Consider the following 23,742-nt stretch of genomic DNA (forward strand, 5'->3'; position numbering starts at 1 on the left):
CGCTGGAACAACTCCCAAAGCCCGTCCGGTACCAGGCGTTCGACCATCAACACACAACCAGGCTACCGGTAACCCCAAATGAGATGGCCTCTAAGTAGGCGGAGTCGCGGCTGGGGGTGTGTTCATCAGTCCTGCGTCTGGTCAGCGCGGCTTTCGGATGCTGTCGATGATGCGGGTCCAGTTGTCGCTGCCGTGTCCGTTCTCGATCGCGCGCTGGTAGTGGGCCTGCACGGCCAGGGGGAGCGCGAGGTCGAGGCCGAGTGACGTGCTGGTTTCGACGATGTGGTCGGACGTCGCGCCCATCATGGTGACCGTGCTGAGGTCGCCGGGATGCTCTCCGGCATCGAGCGCGGCACCAGGCTTCTCTTCACCAGCCCTCAGGATGTCGCCGATCGAGTCGGCGGAGGAGAGCAACTCCGGCAGCACTTCCTCGGCCTTCATTCCTGCGGTACCCAGCATCGCGGTGGCGTGCATCAGTCCCGACAGGGTGGTGAGGAACACCGCGAGTTGGGCTTGGTACATCATCTGGGCGAGACCCGGATCCTCGCCCAGATACTTCGGTGTGCCGAGCAGTGCCAACGCCGCCCGGTGGTTCTCCATCACCTCGTCGGGGCCGCTGTAGTAGGCATGGGACGCCTCGGTGCCGACCATCGGCGCCGGGACCATGACACCACCGCTGAGGAAGGCGGCGTCGTGGCCCGCTGCCCAGGATGCTGCCTTGCGCGTGCGGTCGGGGGTGTCAGAGCTCAGGTTGACCAGCGTCCGGCCGGCGAGCGATGCGGTGGCGCTGTCGAGGATGTCGTACATCGCCTGGTAGTCGGTGAGGCTGAGGATCACGAGGTCACTCGCTTCGACCGCCTCGCCAGGTGTCGCTGCGAGCGTTGCTCCGTCGGCGACGACGCCGCCGGCCCGACTGGCGGTGCGGTTCCAGACGGTGACCGGGTGGCCGGCGGCGAGGAGGGTGCGGGTCATCGCCTGGCCCATCGGGCCAAGTCCGATCACGGTGACAGCGCTGTCTTGCCTGGTGGTGCGGTTCTGTTGTTCGTTCACCCCTCCATACTCGGAGAGCGCCACTACTCTCGGAAGTACCCACTATTTTCTGCGGTACTTACCTTTTAGTAAGGGGATCAGTGATGGCGAAGGCGCCGAGACGCGGGCCTTACATCTGTGGAATCGACGCTGCCCTCGACGTGGTGAGCGGCAAGTGGAAGGGACTGATCCTCTGGGAACTTGACGCCCATCGTGTACGCCGCTTCGCTGAGCTCCGTCGCGGTCTGCCTGGAGTGAGCGAAAAAATGCTGACGCAGCACCTGCGTGAGATGGAGCAAGACGGTCTCGTGCATCGGGAGGTCTATGCCGAGGTGCCGCCGCGGGTGGAGTACTCCCTGACCGGTCACGGGCGCGCGCTCAATCAAGCGCTCGGGCCGCTCGGCGCCTGGGGGACTGAGCGGATACGTCGTGAAGGCTCCGAAGTGGTCGACGTAGCCGAGACCTCACACAGCTAGGCATCCCCGGCCACCAACCCTGTGCGTGCGCGCCCCTCCTGAGGGCTGAATGCTGAGGGGCACCGCGCTACCCAAAGGCGTGAACAGCGCCCCACGCCGCAACACCTAGTAGTGCCTGTTCAGGTGCACTCGCTGGTGGCGTGTGCGGTTGAGGGGCAGTGTCGTTGACCGGTGTGTGACACCTGGGGAGTTGGATGAGGTCCGGTGCCGTCTGGAGCACTTCGCGGCGGATGTGTTCGAGCCGTTCGCGCGGGCGGATCAGCGGCGGTGGGGCGGGGTGTATCTGCGAGGGCTGTTGCTGGACGGGCAGCGCAAATCAGTGGAGCCGATGGCCGCCCGGCTGGGTGAGGACGGCAACCGCCAGGCCCTGGCCCACTTCATCACCACCAGCCCGTGGGATCCGGCGCATGTGCGGTCCCGACTCGCATGGAAGATGGCCGCGGCGATCAAACCGACCGTGCTGATCATCGATGACACGGGGCTTCCTCAAGGACGGCGACGCATCGGCCTGCGTGTCGCGGCAGTACACCGGCACCGCTGGGGCCCGTAATTGAATAACTGTCAGTGAAGGGGCTCGACGAGAGTCATCCGGGCATGCAGTTGTTCCAACGTGCGGGCTGCCGAGCCGGGTAGAGGCGCGACGACAACTCGGTGCAGGTCCAGGAGCCGGTTTCCGTCTTGGAACTGGTTGGACAGGTTGGTGCGGGTGACGCCCAGCAACTGCGCCAGGAATGTACTGGTCACCGCTTTGCGGCGGCGCAGGATGGCTGCCAGGAGTCGGTGGGTAGTGGTCCAGGCTGCTGGTTTGCGGGTGGAGGTAGCTGCGTGGGCGGTGGAACCGTCGCTGGAATGCCGCCTCGGCCATGGCGTCCCAGTATGGTTTCGAGATCGCCACCAGGTGTTCGAAGTCGGTCCGTGGCATGCCGGTCAGGGCCGGATTGGTGAGCATCGTGGTCAGGTCCGGATCGATCCGGCGGCCGACTGTCAGCACCTCTGGCGTTCGAGGTGGGACAGGAGCCAGTGAGTAGTTCCAGTCGCCGTGGAAGGCGTTGGTTGTGATCGCCAGGGCGTGGAATTCGGCGGCTGTGACACTGACGCCCAGGTCGTAGCTTCCGGTGTCGAGCTCGGCTCCGATGGTCAGCCCGGTCCTGGTGGTTGTGGCGGCGATGGTCTCGATGACGACCTGGTAGCTGGTCAGCGGTCACCCCCGCCAGTTCGCGGTGATGTGGCAGAACATTCGATGCTCTATTTTGTTCCATTTCGAAGCCCCGGGACAATGCCGTTGCTTGAACTCGTCAAGCAGTTCCCAGTGACGTTGGAGGAGCGGGGTCGTGCAACTCGACTCCACCCGACTCGGGACACTCCGGAGCCTCCATCAGACCCGGAGCGCTTCACGGCACGGGGCTGGGTACTTACCGGTGGGTGGTCGAGCGCACCTTCGCCTGGCTGCACGGCTTCCGGCGACTGCGCATCCGATGGGAACGCAGGGCGGACATCCACGAGGCATTCCTCAAACTCGCCTGCTGCCAGATCACCCAGCGACAACTCGGCTCATTGAGTCAGCCGTTGTAAGGGCTCCGTATCTCATCCTGAAACGATCAGTTAGAGAACGTGCCGCGAAGTTCAGCGGATCCCGACCGCAGCGAAGGCCGCTTCGACTGCGGCGACCTTGAAGGTCAGCTGGTTTGCGGGCAGTGCTCGGAACAGAGTCCGTGCGCTGGCCACGACCGCGCGTCGGCTGTCTGTGAACTGCGAGGTTCGCGACAGCCGCTGCGTGAGGGCCAGATAGAACATGGCCGCCACCTCAGCTGGGCTCAGTTTGAGTGAGCCATCGTCGGCCTGTGCGGTGAACAAGTGGAAGGCCGCCTTGTTGTGGATCCCGCTGTTGACGTGCACCCCGCCCCAATCACCAGCCCGGGTATTGGGCAGCACGCGGAACTGATCCATGTGTGCCGACTGCCTGAATCGAGGCGGGTCCGACAGGTCACGGAGCGGCTTGTCCCCGGGCAGGAGGTTCTCACCCAGCAGCCAGTCCCAAGTGCGGGGATCCTCCTTCCCCGAGTTGGCGACGATCGTTCCGAAGATGTCGGAGTAGGACTCGTTGAGGGCCCCCGACTGGAATGCGTACTCCAGACGTGAGGTGTGGTCCGTGACACCGTGGAACATTTCGTGCGCCACCACGTCAATATTGGCGGACAGAGAGCGTAGTTCGTCTCCACGCAGCACTTGGCCGTAGACCATCTGCCGGCCATCCCAGAATGCATTGATCCATTGATTGGGGCCGGGACTGCTGTCGGCGACGACGCAGTTGATGGTCGACCGCATGGGACCACCTCGTCCGTCAATGTTGTCCCGTCGCAACACATTGCGCAGAAACTCGGATACCGCGACGGCGTTGACGTGGGCGCTGACGGCGCCTGGTGTCCAGGTCGGCGGATTGGCGATGGGGTCACCCGGCAGCCGATCACGGTCGACGGAGGGGTCGCCGAAGTTGAAGCCGAAGGTTTGGACGTTGTGGATAGGGTCGTTCATCACCAGGCTTTCGCCTTGCCGTGAGACGAGGAAGGTGCACTTGACGTCGAAGCTGTCGGTCGCAGTTTGCTCTTCACCAGCGGTCATGCTGGGTGTACGCGGCAAGATGGATACGACTTGCCCGTCGTGAGCGTCCACCACGTAGTCGACCAACCGGGGCGGCTCGAACTTGCTTTGCTGGCCCAACTTAAGCTCAGCCGTGTGGTCCAGGGTCACCGGTACGTCTTCGAGTATGTACACGAGCCGCCAGCGAGACGCGGTAGCGTCGAAGTACTGGTTCAGGCGAGGAACCGCACCGGCCAGAACGGGTTGATAGCCATGCGGCGCGGTGGCGGCCGCTGCCAGGGCGTCGCCCGCCGAGACGGTGGCGACCGGGTCAACCCCCTGGGGCTCGCCGAGAGCTGAGTCGATGCCGACCAGATCGTTGGCCTTGTCGAGTTCCACGGTCACCAGTGAGCCGTAGACCGGGATGTCGTTCAGTGTCTGACGGAACTTCACCGTGCGGGTGTCGGTGAGCGGGATCGTCTCCGTGCCGATCGTCTTGAACCGGCTGGTGACTCCGTTCGCCACCGGAGCATTGAAGGATGGCACCATCGCGCTTGCCAGGGCCTGGTCGAGGTAGCGACGCGCCGCCATCTCGGGATCAAGGTCGCGCTCACTTTCGAGCCCCTCCGGCCTGACGCCGGGACGTGCAGCTTGCTCCTCCTGCAGTTGCGCGATGGTGCGGGACGACGACTCGTCGAATGTGTGCAACGAGAAGCTGCTCAGGCCGTTGTCTGGGGTTCGTTGGTTGGCCATGACGCTATTCCTTCCCGAGCAGGGTGCGTGGTTTGGCGAAAAACTCGCTCTCGACGAGGTGCAGCGCATGCAGTGGGTGGGGCGATACCCGGAAGCCGGCCGAGGTGGCCACCGCCCTCTCCGCCGCGCTCTCACCCACGAACAGGAAGTGGGCGACAGGGACAGCGGCGCGCTCCCGTGCGAGCTTGAAGAAGGCAGGCTGGGATTTGTCCAGCCCTTCGACCGAACTGAACAGGCAGAGGTGAGGTTCGACCAGGCCCGACAATCCGGCATCGGTAAGCACCTGGTTCATTCTTTCCGCGGTCTCGTCGCCGGTATTGGAGATCAACCCAAGTGACACGGAGACACCCTCATCCCCTGCCCGCAGCCGGGCCAGGACATCGGGAATAAACCGATACACGTCTATACGGGCGAGGCGCCCTCCCTCTACAACCGCGTTCGCCAGTGTGTCGCCGATGTCAAACAGGATCACCAAAACCCTGGCCATCCCCTCATTCTACCCACACCTCAAGTCCGCGCACCCGCTGACAAGGCATGGCCGGACCCGTGGCCTGCGCGGAAGAGTGCCCTTAAGGCTCGCAGAGAATTAACTTGGTGGTTTCGGGACTTGACCTCGCAGGCCAACGCCCCGTTCGCCTCCAAGTTGTTCTTCTGCGAGCCCTTACAACGGCTAACACAATGAGCCGAGTTGTCGCTGGATAATCAGGCAGCAGGCGAGTTTGAGGAATGCCTCGTGGATGTCCGCCCTGCGTTCCCATCGGATGCGCAGTCGCCGGAAGCCGTGCAGCCAGGCGAAGGTGCGCTCGACCACCCACCGGTAAGTACCCAGCCCCGTGCCGTGCCGGGTGCCACGGCGGGCGATGGCCGGGACGATGCCGCGATCGCGGACCTGGTCGCGGTAGATGTCGTGGTCATAGCCGCGGTCGGCGAACAGCGAGTCGGGCTTGCGGCGCGGACGACCCACCCGGCCGCGGACGGGCGGGATCGCATCGAGCAGCGGGATCAGCTGGGTGACGTCGTTGCGGTTGCCGCCAGTCAGCAGGACCGCGAGCGGGGTGCCGTGCCCGTCGGTGATCAGACATCCGATGCGTTTAAGGAGTCAAACTGCGGTCGTGAGGACCGGTTCGGGCTGGGTGGGAAATGCGATGGTCTCGTCGTAGCGGACGCGGTTGTCGAGGCAGTGGTGGAGGCATCCGATCATGCGGTTGAAGACATTGCGCAGGGCGGAGATGTGGCGGTCGCCGTGGGTGCGTCTGCGGTCGTAGTGGGCTCTGGCGCCGGATGAGGCAGTCAGGGAGGCGAAGGCCCAGATGTAGCCGGCAGCGGCGATCCGCTGGTTCCTGGATTCTTCGAGTCGCCCGCCAGGCTGGCCGACGGCAGCAGGAGATCGCGCGCGTCGGCGGATTCCAGTTCGGATTCCCCGCCAATCTTTCGACTGAGGTAGGCGACGCCGAGCCAACGTTGGCCCTCACGGCAGCCTGGGAAGCGATCAAAGCCGTTCACGAGATCGCAGCCCACCGCGACTCCGGCACAGACTTCGAGCAGTACATCGGCCCGCCGTCGCGGGCATGGTGCGGGCACAGGCCGCGATGGCGCACCGGGCGGGATGGAGGGGAGGTGGATGAGGTTGCTGGACATCAGGTACACGTTCGGGCTCAGCAGCGCCACGATGACGGGGAGCACGACCGGGTTGGTCCTCGTCCTCGGCTCGATGGCGCACGACCTCGGGTGCCACGCCCTGCGCGGCGACGGCTGACCACGGCCGCCGCCTGGAACCGGCAGTCGTCAGTCCGGGAAGCCCAGTTCCGGCGACCTGCCTGGTTAGCGGAAAATCCGCTGCCTGTCCGGCGGCCCGGCGCCTATATGGAGGTGAGAACTCCGCGCCCGGCCGGCCGCCGGGCCAGCCCGCACGGCGCGGGCTCCGACGGAACGGCGAGTCACTTCTCCGACGGAAAGCCTTCATCGCTGTCCTCGCCCCAGATCCGCCATTCACTCTCTACCCGCTTACCAGAAGAAAGCCGCGCCTTTACCCGCACAAGAGGGGGCGTGAGACTGATAAGCCGAGGAAGCGCTTCAGAGACGTCCACGGAGACCTGGCACTTCTTACCGTTAAGAGGAGGAACTTCGAGCGGTTCGGGGAGCTCAAGGTCAACGTAGAGATGGTGTCTTGTGTCCCAGAAAGAGTAAACGCGAGGGGTAGCTTGAAGCTCAACTTGTTCCACGTGGATAGCGGTAGCCCCTCGGTTGAGGAACCGCACGGTGAACTCACCAGCCAACTCGCGTACTCAAGCACTGGCTCGACGCTTGGCCGTGTACGGCGGTAGGTCTTGGCGGAGATCAAGACGTTGACGGACGTCACCGCCCCCACGCCGATTGCTGTCCAACGGGCTACCCAGTCGGGATCACTCATGCCCCATCCCTGCCCGCCCCTGGAGAGCCTGTGACGGCTCCTGCCGGGGCTTCACTCCATGTAGGCGCAGGGCACCAGCTCGCCCACGACAGCGGCTCACAGGGCCGTACAGCCCATCAGCCGACGGCGCGTCAGACACGGCCTTTACCTGCACAGACCATGATCATAATCGGACAGCCGACGGTTACCTGACGATCAAGGCTCGAACCCTTGCCGACAAGCACCAGGAGCAGGCCGCTGGAGCGTTGTCGGCAACGAGCTGGAGCCATCCGGTCAGCGGTTGTTGCGGGGGCACTCGGCGTCGGTGCACTCAGTCAGGCCGGGCACGTAGCGGGGCTCCCCTGGGTCGTTGGGGTTGGAGCGGAACCACCTCTCAACCCTCCGGGGACTTCCGCGCTCCGGGCACAGCTCAGGCTCGTATTCAGCCTGCTCTGCGGCTGTGTATTCACCGTGTACGTTCGGCATGAATTCACGGTAGGTCCGGCTCCCCCGTACGGCACGGCGGAGCCGTACAGGCGGCTCCTGGAGCCTGTACCGGCCGCAGACTCACGAGAGAGCCCCGCACCGCCTTCTCTCAGGCTCTGTGCGGGGCAATCCAGCTCACTGCGGGCGCCGAGCTCGTCAGAAGGATCCGGTGGAGTCTGGCCCAGACCCGGTTCCGGCTCCACTGGGCGAAGCGCCGGTAGACGGTGGGCCAGGCCAGCCCGAACACCGGCGGAAACTGTCGCCAGGTGCAGCCCGAGGTGGCCACGAAGATGATCGCCGCCAGGCATTGGCGGTCACCGGCCCGCCGCCCTGCGAACGTATGACCTGCGTCGACGGAACCACTCGCCGGAACAGCAACCACAACCCGTCCGGCACCAGACGCTCAACAAGATTCGTCATGCCCTGCACAACGAAGACGCCCGCCATAAGAAACGGTGTCGTAGTGCCTTCTGGCACGGCCTGCCGCCTTCGCAGGTTGTCAGCGCCAGGCAGCGTAGCTCTGGGACGATGTCCGTCGGGCTCAGCCACGAATACGCGGCTGGCAGGCCTTGACTTCCTTGTCGGACAGCGGCTCGCCCTGGATGGCGCGCAGGGTGCTGAAGTGCGCCTCGATCGAGTTCGCGGGGTGCCCGCGGTCGCCAAGGCAGGACAGGACAGCGTTGGGCTCGTCCTCGGCCCAGTCGTAGGTGGCGCACCACAGGGCGTACGAACGCCAGCGGCTGGCCCGGGCGTTGCGGGAGCTGCGTGGCACGGCATTGGTGAGCTTGCGGGCGGCCGACGCCGAGATCCGCTCGCCGACGGCGGAGACGATGTCCGGCTCGGCGCGGCGGCGACGCCGGACAGCCGTGGCGCGGCCGGACCCGACAGTGGGGACGAGTTCGCTCGACGTCATGAGCGGACTCCTCGGTCGTCATGCGGGGACGCTGCCAGGTGTGCTCGGACAGCCGGTGTGCCGGGTCGGCGGGGGCGAAACCGTGACGCCGGTAGAAGGCCTCCAGGCGGGTCCGGTCGGCGCCGAACTCGTCGGTGGGGGTGCACGCCAGGACCAGGCCGCGGGCGTCGGCCTCCGCGCAGAGCCGGGCCAGCACGCGGGTGGCGTGGCCGTCGCCGCGGTGCCCGATGGAGACCCGCAGGTAGCGCAGCTGCAGCAAGTCCTCGTCGGCGGCCAGGTCGAGGCCAAGGAGTCCTCCGGGTGGCATCGACCGCTTGAGCTCCCTGACCAGGTCCTGCAACCAGCCGTCTTCGCAGGCCGCGGTGGTGCGGTCGCCGCTCCCCGCTTCATGCAGGTCCTGGGATGCGGTCATGAGGTCGGCTCGCGGCGGGTCTTGGCGGCGGGGACGCCGGGGCAGACGCCGCACTCGGCGCCGCGCCAGTTGCGGTGCGCGGCGTGCGGTGCGGTTTTGTCGCACGGTTCGTCGGACACCGGCTGCCAGATCCTCAGCGTCATCTTCTCCCCCGCTCCTCTCAGGCCGTCTCACAGAAGTTCTTGCACGGGCCGGATACCTGCTGACACGGGTTGTCATGGCCCCAGCGATTTCTGATTACGGCTAAGCAGGGACAATCGGGTACCAGCCTTCCCCAACTCGCCCCCTCCGAATGGTATGCGGCCGGGTGGAAGTAGCCGAGTTCCGTGGATCGGATCGGCGTTCGAAGCAGGCGCATTCTCCGTACGTCGGCATCCTGTCGGCAGAGGGTAGGGGCCGCCCGGGTCGAAGTGCCGGGCGGCCCGGACAGCGAAGCGATGCGGTTCAGGACAGTGCCTTGTAGACGCCCCAGCCCTTCGCGATCAGTGTCCGTGCGCCGAACGTTCCCTTGCCGTTCCCGTTCTGGCGGTAGAGGTTGCCGCCCGTGTCCCGCGCGACGATGTCGGCCTTGCCGTCGCGGTTGAGATCGCCGACGCCGACGACAGCGTTGTATGTGCCACCCCAGTTGGCGAACAGCTTCACCCTCGCGGAGAAGGCGCCGTTGCCGGTCCCGAGGTAGCGGTACAGGTTGTTGGCTTTGTCCTGGGCGATCAGGTCTGCGACGCCGTCACCGTTGAGGTCCCCGACCCCGACGACCTTCTTGTACGTCTTCCAGTTGTCGTACAGCTTCACGCGGGCCGACAACTTGCCTGCGCTGGTGCCCTTGTAGAGGTACACGGTGCCAGTCGTGGCGTTGCGGGCGATCAGGTCGGGGCGCCCGTCCTTGGTGACGTCGCCGGGCGAGGTCAGCACGTCGTACTGGTTCCAGCCGCTGGCGGCCAGGGTGGTGTACGGCGTCGTCGGTTTCAGAGGCGCGTTGCAGCCCGGCTTGTACAGGCGCACCGCCCCGCTGCTCAGCCGGACGAGGACGTCGTTGCAGCGGTCGCCGTTCAGGTCGCCGAGCGGTACTGCTCTGGTGGACGTGGCCCAGCCGCTGCCGGCGACCTTTCCGGAGAACGCTCCGGTGGACGCCTTGCCGAGCATGAAGGACATCGTGCCGGCGGAGTCGAGCGTGAGCAGGTCGCCGGTGCCGTCGGGGGTGGCCGATGCGCCGCCGAAGTCACGAGCGGCGGCCGCGCCGCCGGTGACGGTCACCGTGCCGGAGGCCAGCGTCACGGACGAGGCCGCGCCCTCCTGGGTGGCGCGCAGAGTCCAGGTCAGTGGGCCGTTCGGGGCGAACGTGCCGGACGTCGTACGGCCGTTCCAGCTTGCCGCTGCCTTCATGCCGCCGTCGGGCGTGCCCGTGAGTGTTCGGACGGTCCGGCCCGCCGGGTCGGTGAGGATCACGGACCATGTGGAGGCGGGCCTGCTGAGCTGCCAGGTCGGCGCCCAGGCGGCGCTGGCTCCGGTGGTGCCCTTCAGCGGCGCCGTCGCCGGGATGCTGGAGCTGCCGACGGCGAGCGCCGGCCAGGCAGTCCGGGAGCCGTACAGCCGGTCCACGCCGTTCGCAGTGCCGGTCCAGACAGCCGTCCCGGTGCCATCACCGCCGACGGAGACCTGGCCGCGAACGAAGGGGTTCTGTGAACCGGGGAGTGCGGTGGCCGTACTCCAGGCGTCGTCTCTGCGCACGGACTCCATCAGCACGCGTCCGGTGCCGCTCTCCTGGGTCCACAGGGCGTGGACGGTGCCGTCGTCGCCGATGACGGCGTCGTACTGCTCTGGCACGTACGCGGTCGACAGCGTCTGGACGGCCGACCAGGCACCGGAGTCCGCGTCGCGGGTGGCGGTGCGGGTGTCGTAGACGGCCGCGTAGTCGACCCAGACGAGGGTGACGTCGCCGTCGGGTGCGATCAGGGGCTCGGGGGTCCCGACCGGGTGCTCCGTGGCGGTCAGCGGATCGGCCGGCGACCAGGCGCCCTCGGGGGTGCGGGCAGCGGTGAGGATGGCCTGGGACTGGGACTGGTCCCTGGCGGTCCAGGCGAGCGTCATGGACCCGTCGCCCGCTGCCGCTACCTGCGGGGCTCCGCCGGACAAATACGTGCCGGTCACGGCGACAGATGCGCTCCACTCCGCCGAGCCGGCCGCCCGGGAGGCCGCGTGCAGTCGAATGGACTCACCGGCCGTCTGTGTGTAGACCACGACGGCGGTGCCGTCGGCGGTGACGGCGACGCTCGGGGCCGAGGCGTGAGCCCCGTCCACCGCCGCAGTGCTGACTCGGACCGGTGCCGACCAACTGCCGTCGGCACCCCGGGTCGCGGCGCTCACCTCCCACCTGGAGGAGCTGTCGGCCCTGCTGCCCCAAGCCGCGGTGAGCGTGCCGTCTGACGCCTCGGCGACGTCGATGCCGCCGTCGCCCCAAGACGCGTCGGTACCGACGAGCTCGGCGGGGGCCGACCAGCCGGACTTGTCGGCCGCGAGCACAGAACTGACCAGCCGCGACTCATTGCGGCCGGAATAGGGCGATGTCTGGGCCGGGAACTCCCACCAGACGGCGGTGACGGTGCCGTCCGCGGAGGCGTGCAGCGTCATTCCGCCGCCCTCCGTCGGGGTGGTCGCCAACAGGGTCGGCGTGCCCCAGACGTCGCTGCCGGCCGGGCGTACGGCGGCGTACAGCTTGCGTTCGTAGCCTGTCGTGAACTGGTTCCAGAGCGCGACGGCGGACCCGTCGGCGGCGGTCACGACGTCCTTCACGGATGCTTCAACGTTCGTACCGGTGATGGCAGTGGGCGCTGTCCAGGGCGCGACCGGCGCCGCGGCGGCCGTCGGCGGAAGCAGCGTGACACCCGCGACCGCGAGCGTCACCGAAGAGATCGCGGCTGTGAGTCTGGCGCGTGACAGGGCGGTTCTGCCCATGTGATTGTCCTCCCCCGCGAGGATCAAAGTCCTCGCACAAGTGAGCGAAATTTTACCAACCTCTTGATCGGTCTCCGCTCGCCTTTTCCTGGGGGATCGCGTGGGCATTCCGCCAACTGGCTTGTGATTGGCCCTCGTCCGCGCCAAGACCACGACCCTTCCGCGCCTACCGGCCGCCACTCGCGCTGCCGTGGCGCCTGATGCTCTGTTGCGCCCCGAAGCTGATCTCGTTCGGCCGCCAGCAGGATGCGCTGATGCACGATCGGAACGGATTCCCCAGGGCGAAGCGGCGCAGCTGCCCTGCCGACGGCAGGGCAGCTGCGCCGAGGGCACGACCGTGCCGTAGCCATCGCCCAATGCAGAAGCTGGCGTGAATGAATCGCGACACGGACAGCGGGTCCAAGCGTGACCAGCAGCCTGCCGTCGAGGAACAGCTGGACAAACCCCAGCGCCACGCCTTAGTTGGCGGTGCAGAGCAGACGCGTCGGCTCAAGCGGCGACTCGGGCACGCATTGTGGAGGACCCAAATGCATGCCTGATTGGCGCTTCTCACCATGCAGCAGCGGAACGCGTGCGTCACGGTGAAGGACTCGAAGACATGTCCGCCTGTCCTCGTCCGACGCTGGCCCTGGGAATCGAGGAAGGCCGCCCTCCATCAGTGTTTTCGCTCCGGAGGGAGTGCAACGTAGATACGGTGCTCTAGATGATCAATTCCAAGGGATGCCTGCGGAGGGTGTGGGGTGGGCGGCGGGCTGCCGGCCGTGGTTGTCGAGGTGGCAGCGGGCGGTCAGGCGTCGGGGTCGACTTCGGGGTGCGTGAACCGCACGGGCTTGCCCAGCGACCGGCCGTAGGCGATTTCGGCTCGGGTGCTGTCTCCGATGTAGTCGCCGACTACGAGCACCTCATCAGCGAGCCGGATCTTCGCCCGGTGCAGATCGTCGAGTCGAACCTTCAGCGCCTCGGCCTCGACAGGATCGGACCAAAGTTCGTGCGGCGACTTCATGTCACAGCCCGGTTTGACGACAATCTTTCCGGCTTTGGTCTCCCGCAGATCGGCCTCGTTCATCTCGGTCATGAAGCGGGTGGAGCCGCAGATCACGACGATACGCGGGAGGCTCAACAGCTTCTTCGCGTCGGCGAGCTTCTCCTCGGGGGTGAGCAGTTGCGGGTATGACACTGGTTCCTCCTGGTGGTGTGGTCCAAGGGGTGCCTGCGGAGACGAGAAAGAGGGTGTCCAAGATCGTTTTTGTGTACAGCGGGCAGCACCGCCAGCCGACCAGTGACGGAGTCCGTTATGCCCGCTGAACAGTACGAACGCTGGTTCCGGTGCTGACAGCCTCGCACAGAACGGATATCCGTCCCTGGCAGGGTCGGCTGCCGACTCCGCCGACGCTGTCGGATATGGTGAAGGCATGTGCTGCCCCATGACTACCCGGACCGCCGCTTAGCGGCGGTACCCGAGGTTGCTGTAACCGCGGCCTCATTGCTGCCCCCTGCCGGGGCCAGTGCCGAGACGTACCGCCGGATCAGTGTCCTGCCGGCAGCCACTCGCTTATTTCTGTGCTGCCGGGCCATCCTGCCTGATCAGGGGAGTCATGTCTCAGCCGCAGCGTTTCCATTCACAGTACGAAAACCCATTCCCATGCCCGAATGCAGCCGGGCCCCTCGTCATGCAGGACCCGCGTGTCGCCACCCTGTTCCTGATGGTCGGGCTCCCCGGAGCCGGGAAAACCACCCGGGCCAAAGAGCTCGCCGCAACGCACCGGGCGCTGCGGCTGACCCCAGATCACTGGATGATCCCGCTGTTTGGCGATTCGATGGCCGACGGCAGGCGTTGGGTGCTCGAAGGGCGGCTCATCTCGGTCGCTCTGCAGGCGCTGCGGCTGGGGACCAGCGTCGTGCTCGACTATGGGCTGTGGGGCCGCGATGAACGGTCGGCACTGCGCTGGCTGGCACGGTCGGCCGGGGCAGCATGCCAGGTGGTCTACGTGCCCGTGGACAAGGACGTCCAGCTCGCCCGCATCGCGCATCGTCAGGCGACGACACCGCATCAGACGTTTCCGATGAGCGAGGCCGACGTAGACCAATGGCGGGAGCAGTTCCAGGTGCCTGACGCCGCCGAACTCGATGGCGGCGAGATTCCCAGCCCGCCGGCGGGCTGGCCGGGCTGGTCGGAGTGGGCGGTAGACCACTGGCCCTCGTGCACCGACAGCTAGGTGTTGCGGGTCAGGACGTTGGTGACGGCGCATAGTGGTGGGCAAGATGGGTGGCGAGGTCGCGGAGGTGAGCCCTGGCCTCGGTGGGGCCGTGCACAGTGATGGCGCTCCCGAACGGCAGTAGTGCTCGCACGTCCTCCAGATGCAGGAAGCGGATCGTCACCTTGCGTCCAGTGGCGGATTCTTCATGGTCGTCCGGGACGAGTCGTAGGCCAAAGATCCGTTGCGCTCGCTCGATCTGGGTCTGGTCGATGGTGGCGCTGACCTCTATCGCGTGGTTGTGCTCCCACTGATCAATGAGCGCTGCAGCGACGGTGGCCAGGGTCTGGCTCTCGCGGATCCGTCGTGGCTGGTCGACTTCTTTCCATGTCGTGATCCGTTCGAGTCGGTACATCCGTGGCACTCGGGCACAGTCGGCGACGAGGTACCAGATGCCGGCCTTGGCGAACAGCCCGTAGGGATCCACGACCAGGTCGCGTGGGCATGACTCGCGTGGGCTGTCGTACTCGATCCGTAGCCGGCGGCCTCGCCGCACTGGGCCGATCAGCGAAGCCGGAGTCGTGCCGGAAGCTCGTGCCTGACGCCAGGGACGGCTGTCCACGTGCACTACGTCGGTGAGCGGCAAGAGCTCATGAACTCGACGTGGCTGTGTAGCGACGATCTTGGAGAGCGCGCGCCTGCTTTCGGCCGATGCGTTGAGCTCCGCACGTTGCTTCTCATCCAGCCCGGTGAGCGACAGATGATCACGCTCGCCCGGTGTGAGTCGCGTGAGGTCGAGCCCGGACCCGGGCAGCATGGTCACGCCTCCGAGGCGGCCCCGGTGTGCGGTCACCGGCAGACCGGCGTCGCGGAGCCAGTTCAGGTCTCGGTTGATGGTTCGCAGGGACACCCCGAGCGCTGAGGCGAGTTCCTGTGTGGTCACGGCATCCCTCGATTCGAGGAGCAGCATCAGGGTGAAGAAGCGGTCTGGGGTCACCCACCAATTTTTTCAGGAATTGCGACACGATGCGGCGCATATCGCGGTCAGGCTGGTGGATGCGTACCTACGACCTGGGAGAAGGAACAACCATGACCAGATCCGTCGTGTCCATCGTCTACGTGAACGACGCTCCCGCCGCAGCTCGTTTCTACGGCGACCTCCTCGGCATGAACCCCTCGTTCGAGACTTCGGGATACATCACCTTCGACCTCGGGCCAGGCGCTGACCTCGGTGTGTGGTCCGGCCAGTTCGAGGATCTGTCACCGGACGTCCCGCGCACCAGTGAGGTGTGCCTGGCCATCGACGGTGGACCCGACGAGCTCAACGCGATCTTTGAGCAGTGGAGTTCCAAGGGGGTCACGATCCTGCGCGAGCCTCATGATGCGGGGTTCGGGCTGACCTTCCTCGCAGCCGATCCTGACGGGAACCGTATCCGCGTCGCACCGCGGGACTGAAAGGCCGCAATGCGGCAGGCGCGCACGATGGGTGTCGCGCCTGCCGTCGTCCGACTTCGGGAGGACGACGAGTGCCCCACGCGAATGCGCCCCTGAGCGTCGAGGGCCGTAGGCGGCTCGTGAAGCGGTGCCGGACACGTCCCATCGCCCACGTCGCCGCTGAGATGGGCATCTCTCGCGCATGCGCCGGCAAGTGGGTAAATCGCCGGCGGCTACACGGTGATGCGGGATTGCACGACCGGCCGTCGAGTCCGCACCGGAGTCCGAACGCGAGTCCAGCATGGGTCATCGAGCAGATCGAGTCCTGGCGCCGCGAGCACAACTGGTCCGCGCAACGGATCACCGACAAACTGGTGAGTATCGGCGCGCGGTGGACCCGACCTGCAGATGGGTTGGGTCCACCGAAGCTTCTGGCGCAGGGCAGCTGGCTCGCCGGCCAATCACTGAGACACAGAACACTGGGACACATGTTCCGCTTGCATAAGGCGTACCCGACATCTTCGAGCCGGCGGCCGGGTGAGGCCTCGGAGAAGTCGATGAGCGCGACGGGCGTGTCGCCTCGAAACACGTAGTTGTTCGGACCCGGGTCGTGGTGGCACACGACTTCAGAGTGGCCGGCGAGTTCGCTTCCGCTGGTGGCATCGTGCAACTGTCGGAGCAGTACGGCGGCGGCTTGCACCTGCCCGTCCGACCACGCCCGAAAGCGTGCGGGAACATCCCCTTCAATGAACGTGAGGATGTCGCACCCGTCAGCCTGGCCGAGGTTATTTCGGCGCGGCCTGAAAACCCTCTTCCTCCAGCAATTTGAGAAGCCTGGCAAGGAATGGCGACGAATCGTTCGACGGCTTTCGCACCGTGTTGCCCACCCGGACCACACCGAAGGCCATGCGCCCCCCGGTAAGGGCGATCTCGGCAGGTGGCTCTCCACTCATCACGCCTGTTCACGCCCTCCCACCCAGCTTGTCCGCGCCTCACCACTGGCCGTCAGCGAGTGCGCGAACGCCACCGGCGCGGACCCCGGCCTCGAAGGTGCTGATGGTAGCCGCAGGCGGGCCCGTTCACAGGTACGCCGCTCCGGTCGGCTCCCTGGTCAGACGGCACTTCAAGCCACATTGACGAGCGCCCAATTCCGGGCCGTGCCTCGATAGTTCGAGAATCCTTTCTTCCGGCTTCGCCCCAGGTCATCGGCCCGCACCGGCGCGGCTGACCGGGATCGCACCGTCGGCTCGGATTGTCCGGATCACGGTGTAGTCCCCCGCTGATTGTCAGTGGCGTGGGCGAAGGTGCCTTCCGCAGAGCACATGCACACCCCGCCGAAGGAGACCAGTGCCGTCAATGCCGTCGTGCAATCCCCCGCTCGGGCTCCAGCCGTGCCGGTGTCGCCTTGAGGGGTGAATCGAACGGGCAGGTGCCTTGCGCTCAGACCGGCAGCTCTTGCCCACTGCACCCGGCATCGAACTTGCACTCGACCAGTCGCCCGAGGTTGCCCGTATCGCGCCTGTGATCAGGGCGTTGTCCGGGTGCTCTGCCCGATCCCCCACTACCGAGGAGAATCCGTGAATCCCGTCCGCTTGCTTACCGCCCTTCACCCCGTGTTCGAGAATCCCCCCGCTCAGGCGGTTGAGGCCACCGCCTTCCGGCGTCCGGTCGACGTGCGTCGGGCCCTGTTCGCTTCCGCATCACGACCGTCATCGGGGTGGGGGGCATGACCAATCCGAAAACCCCCGCCCCCGCTCTGCTCGCGTGGGCCAGCAGGGCACTCGGCGCCCGGCCGTCCGTCCAGGACGCCTCACACCCGCAAGAGAACTCCCGTGTCTTTCAGCTCTCCCTGCCAGGCAACGTCCGCTTCTTCCTGAAAGTGTCCCCGCGCCCGTTGATGTACGAGCGCGAGACCCTCGCCCTGCGCCACGCGGTCCCGGCACTGGGCGCCGGCCGCGCGCCGCAACTGCGCGCCTCCAGCGCGGAACACCTGGCCCTGCTCCTGACCTCGGTCCCAGGACGGCCGCTCAACCAGCTCACGCTGACGCCCGCCGCGGAAGCCCGCGCCTACCGGCAAGGCGGCGCCCTGCTGGCCCGACTCCACGCGGCCGGTGACCTGTCCGGCCCCCGGCGTGCCGAGGCCGAGCAGGCACTGCGCTCCGCAGCGGATGGCGCCGAAAGGCACCTGCGGGAGGCCGGGGACCGGGTGACTCCGGCGGAGCAGAAGTTGGTGCGCGACTTGGCCGGGCAGCTTCGCGGCCTTCCGCCGCTGCCGCTCGCCTTCATCCACGGCGATGCCTGGGAACGCAACCTTCTGTGGTCGAAGGACCTGGGACAGGCCGGGTGGGTCGACTTCGAGAGGGCCCGGTTCGCGGCCGCGGTGCAGGACTTCGTGTTCATGGCCTGCACGACGTGGGCGGATCGGCCCGACCTGCGTGCCGCGTGCCTGCAGGGCTACGGCCGTGACCTCCTGCCCGAGGAGCAGCATGCGCTGAAGTGCCTGGCGGCGCTCGACGCGGTGAGCTGCCTGGTCTGGGGGCCCAAGCTCGACGACCCCCATGTCACCGCACGCGGCCGGCGCACCCTGGACCGGCTCGTCGAGGGGGTGTTCGCGTGACGGCACCACGCGAGAAGACGACGAGAACGCAAGCGGGCGAGGCGGACACGTCCGACGCGTCAGCGTCCGTTCCGGCGGCCCGGACGGGGGTTCCGCAGCCTTCCGCGCCACCGGAGCTCGACTTCAAGGGCCGTCCCCACCGGCTGGCGATGGAGGACGCCACGCTGTGGGAGATGGCCCGCCGCATCCCGCAGGCCCTGGCACAGACCGCCCGGCTGGCCTGGTCCGTGGACCGTCGCATGGTCATCACCATCATGGTGTGCCAACTGCTGTCCGGCATCGGCACCTTCATCATGCTGACGTCCGTCTCCCACGCCCTGGGGCCGCTGCTCGGCGCCGACGACCCGCGTGCCGGGCTGAGGGCGGCGTGGCCCGCGCTCTCGACCGCGGTGGTGGCGATGGCCGGCGGTGCCGCGGCGTGGATCCTGGCGGACTGGGCCACCCGTCGGCTCAATCCGCAGATCGCCGCCGCCGCGGACCTGACCATGATCGACCTGCACATGCGCGTCGAATTGTCCGCCTACGACCAGGAGGGCTTCAAGGACGCGAGCCAGGCCGCCGAGATCGGGTCCATGCGCGCCGTCGACCTGGCCGACGACGCCAAGACCCTTACTCAGGGGTTCGTCCAGCTCGTCTCCGCCGCGAGCGTCCTGACCAGCCTCCATCCGCTGCTGCTCGGCGTCCTGGTGCTGTCCGTCGTCCCCCGCGGTCTCGGTGGCGTGATCGCCGCCCGGATCGACTACCGGGTCCACGACCGCACCCTGTCGGCCAGAAATGTCCGGTCGATGATGCGGTGGTGGCTGACGACCAGCGAGCTCGCCGACGAGCTGCGCGCCAACACGATGCGTCCGTACCTGTATTACTGGTACCGCACGATGTGCGACAGGGTCGTCGGGCGTGAACTGGCGGGTTCCCGGCCGTACTTGCTGGTGACCCTGCTCGCTGCCTCCCTCTCCGGACTGTTCACGGTGGGTATGTGGGCCTCGCTCGCGGGCCTGGTCCTGGCCGGCGCGATGAGCACGGCCGCCGCCGGGACGGCGATCGTCGCCTCCCAGACCTCCGGACGCGCCCTGAACAGCCTGGTCAGGTACTCCGCGGTCATGTTCCACCACGGCCTCTACCTGCACGACTACTACGCGTTCATCGCCGCCTACCAGTCCATGACGGCCGAACGCGGCGACACCCAGGCCGACGCCCCGCACGAAGTGACCCTGGACAACGCCTCGTACACCTACCCCGGCGAGGACAAGCCGACGCTGCACTCCGTCTCCCTCACCCTGCGCCGGGGGATGCTGATCGCGCTCGTGGGCGAGAACGGCGCCGGCAAGTCCACGCTCGTGCGGCTGCTGGCCGGCCTGATCGTGGCGGACAACGGCGGCAGAGTTCTGTGGGACGAGACCGACCTGGCCACCGCCGACGCCGAATCGGTCTGGCGGCACGTCGGCCTCGTCCCGCAACGGCACGGCCGCTGGCCCCTGGCCGCCCGCGAGAACATCACCCTGGGCCAGCCCCGCGAGCACGGCGACGAACGGGTCTGGGAAGCCGCCGACCGCGTCGGCATGGGCGACGTGCTGCGCGCGCTCCCCGACCGGCTCGACACCCTGCTGGCACGATCGGTGTGGGGCGGACATGAACTGTCCGGCGGGCAGTGGCAGCGCGTCGCCTGCGCCAGAGCGTTGCACCGGCAGCCCGCCGTCCTCATCCTCGACGAGCCGACCAGCGAGATGGACGCGCGCGGTGAGCACCAGGTCTTCCACCAGCTCCGGGAGTGCAAGCAGGACCGGATCACGGTGGTGGTGACCCACCGCCTCGACAACGTACGGCTCGCCGACTGGGTCATCGCGTTGGACGGCGGCCGGATCCGGGAACAGGGCACGTTCGATCAGCTGATCGCGACGGAGGGCAGCCTCGTAGGCGAACTGCACGCACTCGCTCAAGATCGCTGACCTGCGTCACCCGATCGCGGGTGTGCCCGGGGCCGGTGCCGGCCTCGGGCACACCTCTCTACGGGCTACCGCTGCTGGATCCACCACACGATGCCCGCCACGCGTGCTGAGCCCAGGGCCCAGCACGCGCCGCGGACCAGGCTGAAGAGCGCGGCATGGCCCAGCTTTCGGGCGATGGGCGTGGTCATTGTGACGTGTTCCTCTCCTCGATGGCTGCCGTCCGGCCGGCCGGCCGGACGTGGAGATCGGTTCCGCGTGGGGGTGGTGACTGTCCGAAAGGGAGGGCAAGGCGGGAGAACTGCCTCTACGCTCCTGGTCATCGGCGTGCCCGCCGGCCCCGACGCGGGCAGCGGAGGGCAGGCGGGCACAGGGGAAAGGTGGCGCGGGTGGACGAGTCGTCCAAGGCCCGTGAGCTGTACGACGCTCTGCGAGCCCTGGAGGACAAGGCCCGAGCCGGATACGGCAGTTCGGGCACGCGTATTCGCGTCGTGGGTCGCAACGACCAGTCGGTATTCCTCGAGACGGTGATGCGGCAACTGGCGCTGATCGCTCAGCGGGAGGTCGCAGCAGCGGAAAGCCGTCCCGAGGACTTGTCCGGACTGTGCCGGGCCGCGGCGGAGACGTGCCAGAACCGGGGACGGCGCTGGTGCTGATTGTGGACGGCCTGGACGAGGACCAGGGAGCCGCTTCCGGTGGGCCGAACATTGCCGCCCTGCTGCCAAGGTTCCCGCCCGCTGGGATGCGAGTGGTGGTCACGAGCCGACCCGCTCCGTCCGTGCCGGACGACGTTCCAGACGACCACCCTCTCCGGGCCCGGGACGTCATCCGGACGCTCGCGCCGTGGTCTCACGCCACGGGCCTCAGCGTCCTGGCCCGGCATGAGCTGCGGCGGCTGCTGGACGACGAAGCGGTCGGGGTCCCGCTGCTCGGATTGCTGGTGACGTCCCGCGGCGGTCTGACGTCCGCCGACCTGGCCCGTCTCGTCGGGGTACGGCCGTACCGGGTGGACCGGCTCCTGCGGGGGATCACCGGCCGCAGTTTCGCACCGGGGAGCCACGGCCAGGTCCTGCTGCCCGATTCTCACGCCACCCCGCACGTCCACGCGCTGGGCCACGAGGAGCTTCGTCAGGAAGCCCTGATCGCCTTGGGCGATGTGACCGGGTTCGAGAGGCAACTGCACGAGTGGGCGGATGGCTATCGCGACCAGGAGTGGCCCTCGGACACCCCGTCCTACCTGCTCTACGACTACCCGCGCATGCTGCACAGCGCCGGCGATCTGAAGCGGCTGACCGGCATCGTCCTCGACCCGCATCGTCAACGGGCCCTGATGGAGCGCGCCTCGCTGGACACCGCGTTCAACCACATCGAGCTGACCGCCCAGTTGGTGCGCCGCCAATGCACCGAGGACTTGGTGGAGTTGACGGCGCTCGCGGCGTCCTCGGCTGCCGTCGTGCGGATGCCCCGGCAGGCGCGGCCGTCCAGGCCACCCGGTTCGTCGTCCTGGCCACGCATCCCGCTCTGCGGGAGGATTCCGACCGCATCGATGACGCCGAGGAGGCACTCGATGACAGCGTCGCCGTCGATGATCCACGGGTGGTTCAAGTGGCTGTCGAGCGGCACGCCTTCGAAAGCGCCCTGCAGGCCGTCATCGAGGAGTCCGGCCTGGGGAAGGACGACGATGCCCTCTTCGACGCCTGGGACACTTTGCACCCTGCTACCGCCGATGACGGCGAGGACGGGGCCGACCTCAGCTCTGACAGGCGGGAGGCTGACTCCATGAGCCAGGAAGTACACATCATCAATGTGACGCAGATCACAAAGCCAAGGTGAGGGGTGATTGCCGGTTCGCCTCCAGGCCGGGCCATAGAGGTAGCACCCTCAACACGCGCCACGAGCAAGGAGCATCACATGGCCCTCCTGTGTTATTCGGACCTTGACGACGATGACCATGCCGACGTCTCAACGCTCCACGCTTCGATGGAGAGCTGGGTACTCGGTCTGCTGGCCGACACCCAGGACCGAGCCACCCGGCTGCCCGCACGCTTCGCCCCGCATACCGACAAGCGAGCGCCACGGCCCGTAGCGCTGGCGCTGCGGACGATCCTGTTCATCCGGTACGCGCAGGAGCAGTTGTTGGACAGGAAGGCCTACCTTCGCTATCTGTGCCCAGACTGCCCCCGCGACGGACAATCGCGTTGCCCGTCCCCTCAGTCGCGCCCGGCACGGCCGGCCGTGCACGAGGCCGCGTATGCACTGCCCGTCGAGCCGCTGTCCCTGCGCGGTAAGACCTGGCTGGTGCAAACCCGGCCCGCAGCTTCCCGGGTGTTCGAACGGCTGCGCCGGATGGCCAGGCAACGGCGGGAATCCGCGCCCAGCGGCAGTGAGCAGGCAACCGGCAGGCGCGCCGTGCATCACTTCTACTACGAGATGGCGCGCATGTGGAGGACACAGGGGCTCCCTGATCACGCCGTGAACATTGACGAGAAGCGGGACGGGTACTTCGTCCAGGACGTCATGGGCGCGCTGATGCTGAGGGGGGACGACAGGGAAAGGGATACTGACGCCAGGCACTCCCCCGTGAATTTCATCGCCGCCGTCCTGCACACACTGGCCCAACAGCTCGGCGGACCTCAGGCTTTCACGACCCGCGAGGCCGTCATGGCCGCGCTGGTAGCGCGCAACGCCTGTATCGAAGGTGACACGGCAGCCGTGGACGAGTTCTCCCGGGCATGGCTCGGCCTCAGCAGGCCGCAACAATGGCGCTCGGCCGTCGAGATGGCCCTTCTCTGTGACTGGGTCGAAGCTCTCGGCAGGCACCTGAGCAACGACGCCGAGATCATGGAACTGCTCCATCGTCACACCGACCGGGCACATCGCTGCCTGCAACCGCTCTGGGAACGAAAATCCAGCGGCCGCCGGGTGCGCCTGCTGGACGAGCCTGTGACCCCGGGCGTGTCACTGAGAGACGTGATCACCGACCACCGACGCCCTGAGGACCATCTGATGCTCGGGGAGGTGGAAGACCCCCGCATCCGGACCGTTCTCACGCACCTGACGCCCTCGGAGAGAGCCGTAGCCATGACCTACGCTATGCAGCGCATGACATGGGCCCAGGCCGCAGCGGAGGGCGGTGCCGGCGATCCGGAGGCTTTCGGGGAACGGGTGCGCCGCAAGCTCAAACGGCTGGGAGCGCGCCGTAGTACGGTGAAATCGTCCGCCCCGGTGCCGGTGGCCGGCCGGTGAACATTCTCAGCTCAGCAGCGGCGGAGTTCCTGGGAAGTCTCGCAGCAGCACTGACGCTGGCCGCAGCGCACAGCATCAGGCGCCGCATCAAGCACCGGGCACGTTACGCCCTGACCAAGTCAGCCGCTGCCACGGCAGCCAAGCCAGGTTCAAGATCGCATTGACACGCCCGCCTCTTGAACATGTTCGCGCCGGAGCGCTCCGCCGATCGCAGCCGGGCCGGCCTTCTCCATGAAGTCCTTCCGCTCCAAAGCTGTGTCCCCGGCTTCCTGCGCGGGCTGCGCCCTCGGCGGCCGGCTGCGCATCCGCAGTTCTGGTTG

18 protein-coding genes and 8 pseudogenes are annotated in these 23,742 nt (G+C 67.2%); 11 read left to right on the forward strand and 15 right to left on the reverse strand.

The genetic code is table 11. The features are described from left to right. Positions 1-141 precede the first annotated feature (141 nt). Positions 142-1,050, reverse strand: a complete 909-nt coding sequence (locus ABZ725_RS50965; protein WP_358809234.1) for an NAD(P)-binding domain-containing protein — start codon at positions 1,048-1,050, stop codon at positions 142-144. A gap of 83 nt (positions 1,051-1,133) precedes the next feature. On the opposite strand from ABZ725_RS50965, the gene ABZ725_RS50970 reads away from it, so the two are divergent. Continuing rightward, positions 1,134-1,505 carry a helix-turn-helix domain-containing protein gene (locus ABZ725_RS50970; protein WP_358809200.1) on the forward strand — a complete coding sequence of 124 codons (372 nt, stop codon included), beginning with the start codon at positions 1,134-1,136 and terminating at the stop codon, positions 1,503-1,505. Between the two features lie 175 nt (positions 1,506-1,680). Beyond that, positions 1,681-2,047, forward strand: a pseudogene (locus ABZ725_RS50975) (transposase); the annotation flags it as partial. Positions 2,048-2,066: 19 nt separating this feature from the next. On the opposite strand, the gene ABZ725_RS50980 reads toward ABZ725_RS50975, so the two are convergent. Both ABZ725_RS50980 and ABZ725_RS50985 read right to left on the reverse strand, forming a co-directional pair. Next, positions 2,067-2,249 (reverse strand): hypothetical protein, encoded by a 183-nt coding sequence (locus ABZ725_RS50980; RefSeq protein WP_358809201.1) that lies wholly within the window; start codon positions 2,247-2,249, stop codon positions 2,067-2,069. Between the two features lie 262 nt (positions 2,250-2,511). Then, positions 2,512-2,778 (reverse strand): annotated as a pseudogene (locus ABZ725_RS50985) (ISAzo13 family transposase); the annotation flags it as partial. Positions 2,779-2,897: 119 nt separating this feature from the next. Here ABZ725_RS50985 and ABZ725_RS50990 point away from each other — a divergent pair. Beyond that, positions 2,898-3,077: pseudogene (locus ABZ725_RS50990) on the forward strand (transposase); the annotation flags it as partial. Between the two features lie 51 nt (positions 3,078-3,128). On the opposite strand, the gene ABZ725_RS50995 reads toward ABZ725_RS50990, so the two are convergent. From ABZ725_RS50995 to ABZ725_RS51005, 3 genes and pseudogenes are all read right to left on the reverse strand, one after another. Continuing rightward, positions 3,129-4,835 carry a M4 family metallopeptidase gene (locus tag ABZ725_RS50995; protein ID WP_358809202.1) on the reverse strand — a complete coding sequence of 569 codons (1,707 nt, stop codon included), beginning with the start codon at positions 4,833-4,835 and terminating at the stop codon, positions 3,129-3,131. Positions 4,836-4,839: 4 nt separating this feature from the next. After that, positions 4,840-5,322 carry a hypothetical protein gene (locus ABZ725_RS51000; protein ID WP_358809203.1) on the reverse strand — a complete coding sequence of 161 codons (483 nt, stop codon included), beginning with the start codon at positions 5,320-5,322 and terminating at the stop codon, positions 4,840-4,842. A 183-nt stretch (positions 5,323-5,505) separates the two neighbouring features. Beyond that, a pseudogene (locus ABZ725_RS51005) lies at positions 5,506-5,913 on the reverse strand (IS5 family transposase); the annotation flags it as partial. Between the two features lie 543 nt (positions 5,914-6,456). On the opposite strand from ABZ725_RS51005, the gene ABZ725_RS51010 reads away from it, so the two are divergent. Beyond that, positions 6,457-6,591: a hypothetical protein gene (locus ABZ725_RS51010; protein WP_358809204.1), complete on the forward strand. Its 135-nt coding sequence runs from the start codon at positions 6,457-6,459 to the stop codon at positions 6,589-6,591. A 1,247-nt stretch (positions 6,592-7,838) separates the two neighbouring features. On the opposite strand, the pseudogene ABZ725_RS51015 reads toward ABZ725_RS51010, so the two are convergent. The 5 genes and pseudogenes from ABZ725_RS51015 to ABZ725_RS51035 form a co-directional block, all read right to left on the reverse strand. Beyond that, positions 7,839-8,130: pseudogene (locus ABZ725_RS51015) on the reverse strand (transposase); the annotation flags it as partial. A gap of 121 nt (positions 8,131-8,251) precedes the next feature. Then, on the reverse strand, positions 8,252-8,623 hold the full coding sequence (locus ABZ725_RS51020) for a hypothetical protein (RefSeq protein ID WP_358809205.1): 372 nt from the start codon (positions 8,621-8,623) through the stop codon (positions 8,252-8,254). Positions 8,624-9,031: 408 nt separating this feature from the next. Continuing rightward, on the reverse strand, positions 9,032-9,178 hold the full coding sequence (locus tag ABZ725_RS51025; RefSeq protein ID WP_358809206.1) for a hypothetical protein: 147 nt from the start codon (positions 9,176-9,178) through the stop codon (positions 9,032-9,034). Between the two features lie 301 nt (positions 9,179-9,479). Beyond that, on the reverse strand, positions 9,480-11,987 hold the full coding sequence (locus ABZ725_RS51030) for an FG-GAP-like repeat-containing protein (RefSeq protein WP_358809207.1): 2,508 nt from the start codon (positions 11,985-11,987) through the stop codon (positions 9,480-9,482). Between the two features lie 787 nt (positions 11,988-12,774). Continuing rightward, positions 12,775-13,164 carry a hypothetical protein gene (locus ABZ725_RS51035; RefSeq protein WP_358809208.1) on the reverse strand — a complete coding sequence of 130 codons (390 nt, stop codon included), beginning with the start codon at positions 13,162-13,164 and terminating at the stop codon, positions 12,775-12,777. 493 nt (positions 13,165-13,657) lie between these two features. Between ABZ725_RS51035 and ABZ725_RS51040 the strand changes: the two genes are divergently transcribed. Beyond that, positions 13,658-14,203, forward strand: a complete 546-nt coding sequence (locus ABZ725_RS51040; RefSeq protein ID WP_358809209.1) for an ATP-binding protein — start codon at positions 13,658-13,660, stop codon at positions 14,201-14,203. 10 nt (positions 14,204-14,213) lie between these two features. Here ABZ725_RS51040 and ABZ725_RS51045 read toward each other — a convergent pair whose 3' ends face one another. Continuing rightward, the gene (locus ABZ725_RS51045; protein WP_358809210.1) at positions 14,214-15,179 is read right to left on the reverse strand and encodes a WYL domain-containing protein; all 966 of its coding nucleotides are present in this window, start codon (positions 15,177-15,179) and stop codon (positions 14,214-14,216) included. Between the two features lie 92 nt (positions 15,180-15,271). On the opposite strand from ABZ725_RS51045, the gene ABZ725_RS51050 reads away from it, so the two are divergent. Next, positions 15,272-15,637, forward strand: a complete 366-nt coding sequence (locus ABZ725_RS51050; protein ID WP_358809211.1) for a VOC family protein — start codon at positions 15,272-15,274, stop codon at positions 15,635-15,637. Positions 15,638-15,708: 71 nt separating this feature from the next. Continuing rightward, positions 15,709-15,990 (forward strand): annotated as a pseudogene (locus ABZ725_RS51055) (leucine zipper domain-containing protein); the annotation flags it as partial. 131 nt (positions 15,991-16,121) lie between these two features. Here the strand turns inward: ABZ725_RS51055 and ABZ725_RS51060 are convergent. Then, positions 16,122-16,565, reverse strand: a pseudogene (locus ABZ725_RS51060) (phosphotransferase); the annotation flags it as partial. A 777-nt stretch (positions 16,566-17,342) separates the two neighbouring features. On the opposite strand from ABZ725_RS51060, the gene ABZ725_RS51065 reads away from it, so the two are divergent. After that, positions 17,343-18,233, forward strand: a complete 891-nt coding sequence (locus ABZ725_RS51065; RefSeq protein WP_358809212.1) for an aminoglycoside phosphotransferase family protein — start codon at positions 17,343-17,345, stop codon at positions 18,231-18,233. A 173-nt stretch (positions 18,234-18,406) separates the two neighbouring features. Then, complete coding sequence (locus ABZ725_RS51070; protein ID WP_358809235.1) at positions 18,407-20,179, forward strand: ABC transporter ATP-binding protein; 1,773 nt, start codon at positions 18,407-18,409, stop codon at positions 20,177-20,179. 65 nt (positions 20,180-20,244) lie between these two features. Here ABZ725_RS51070 and ABZ725_RS51075 read toward each other — a convergent pair whose 3' ends face one another. After that, on the reverse strand, positions 20,245-20,367 hold the full coding sequence (locus ABZ725_RS51075; protein ID WP_358809213.1) for a hypothetical protein: 123 nt from the start codon (positions 20,365-20,367) through the stop codon (positions 20,245-20,247). Positions 20,368-20,729: 362 nt separating this feature from the next. Further along, a complete protein-coding gene (locus tag ABZ725_RS51080) occupies positions 20,730-21,359 on the reverse strand; it encodes a hypothetical protein (protein ID WP_358809214.1) in 630 nt (209 codons plus the stop codon). Between the two features lie 287 nt (positions 21,360-21,646). On the opposite strand from ABZ725_RS51080, the pseudogene ABZ725_RS51085 reads away from it, so the two are divergent. Then, a pseudogene (locus ABZ725_RS51085) lies at positions 21,647-21,961 on the forward strand (MerR family transcriptional regulator); the annotation flags it as partial. 126 nt (positions 21,962-22,087) lie between these two features. Then, entirely contained in the window at positions 22,088-23,422 is a 1,335-nt protein-coding gene (locus ABZ725_RS51090; RefSeq protein ID WP_358809215.1) for a hypothetical protein, read from the forward strand. Positions 23,423-23,742: the final 320 nt, after the last annotated feature.

Source organism: Streptomyces sp. NPDC006872 (assembly GCF_040635845.1).
Classification (GTDB): Bacteria; Actinomycetota; Actinomycetes; order Streptomycetales; family Streptomycetaceae; genus Streptomyces.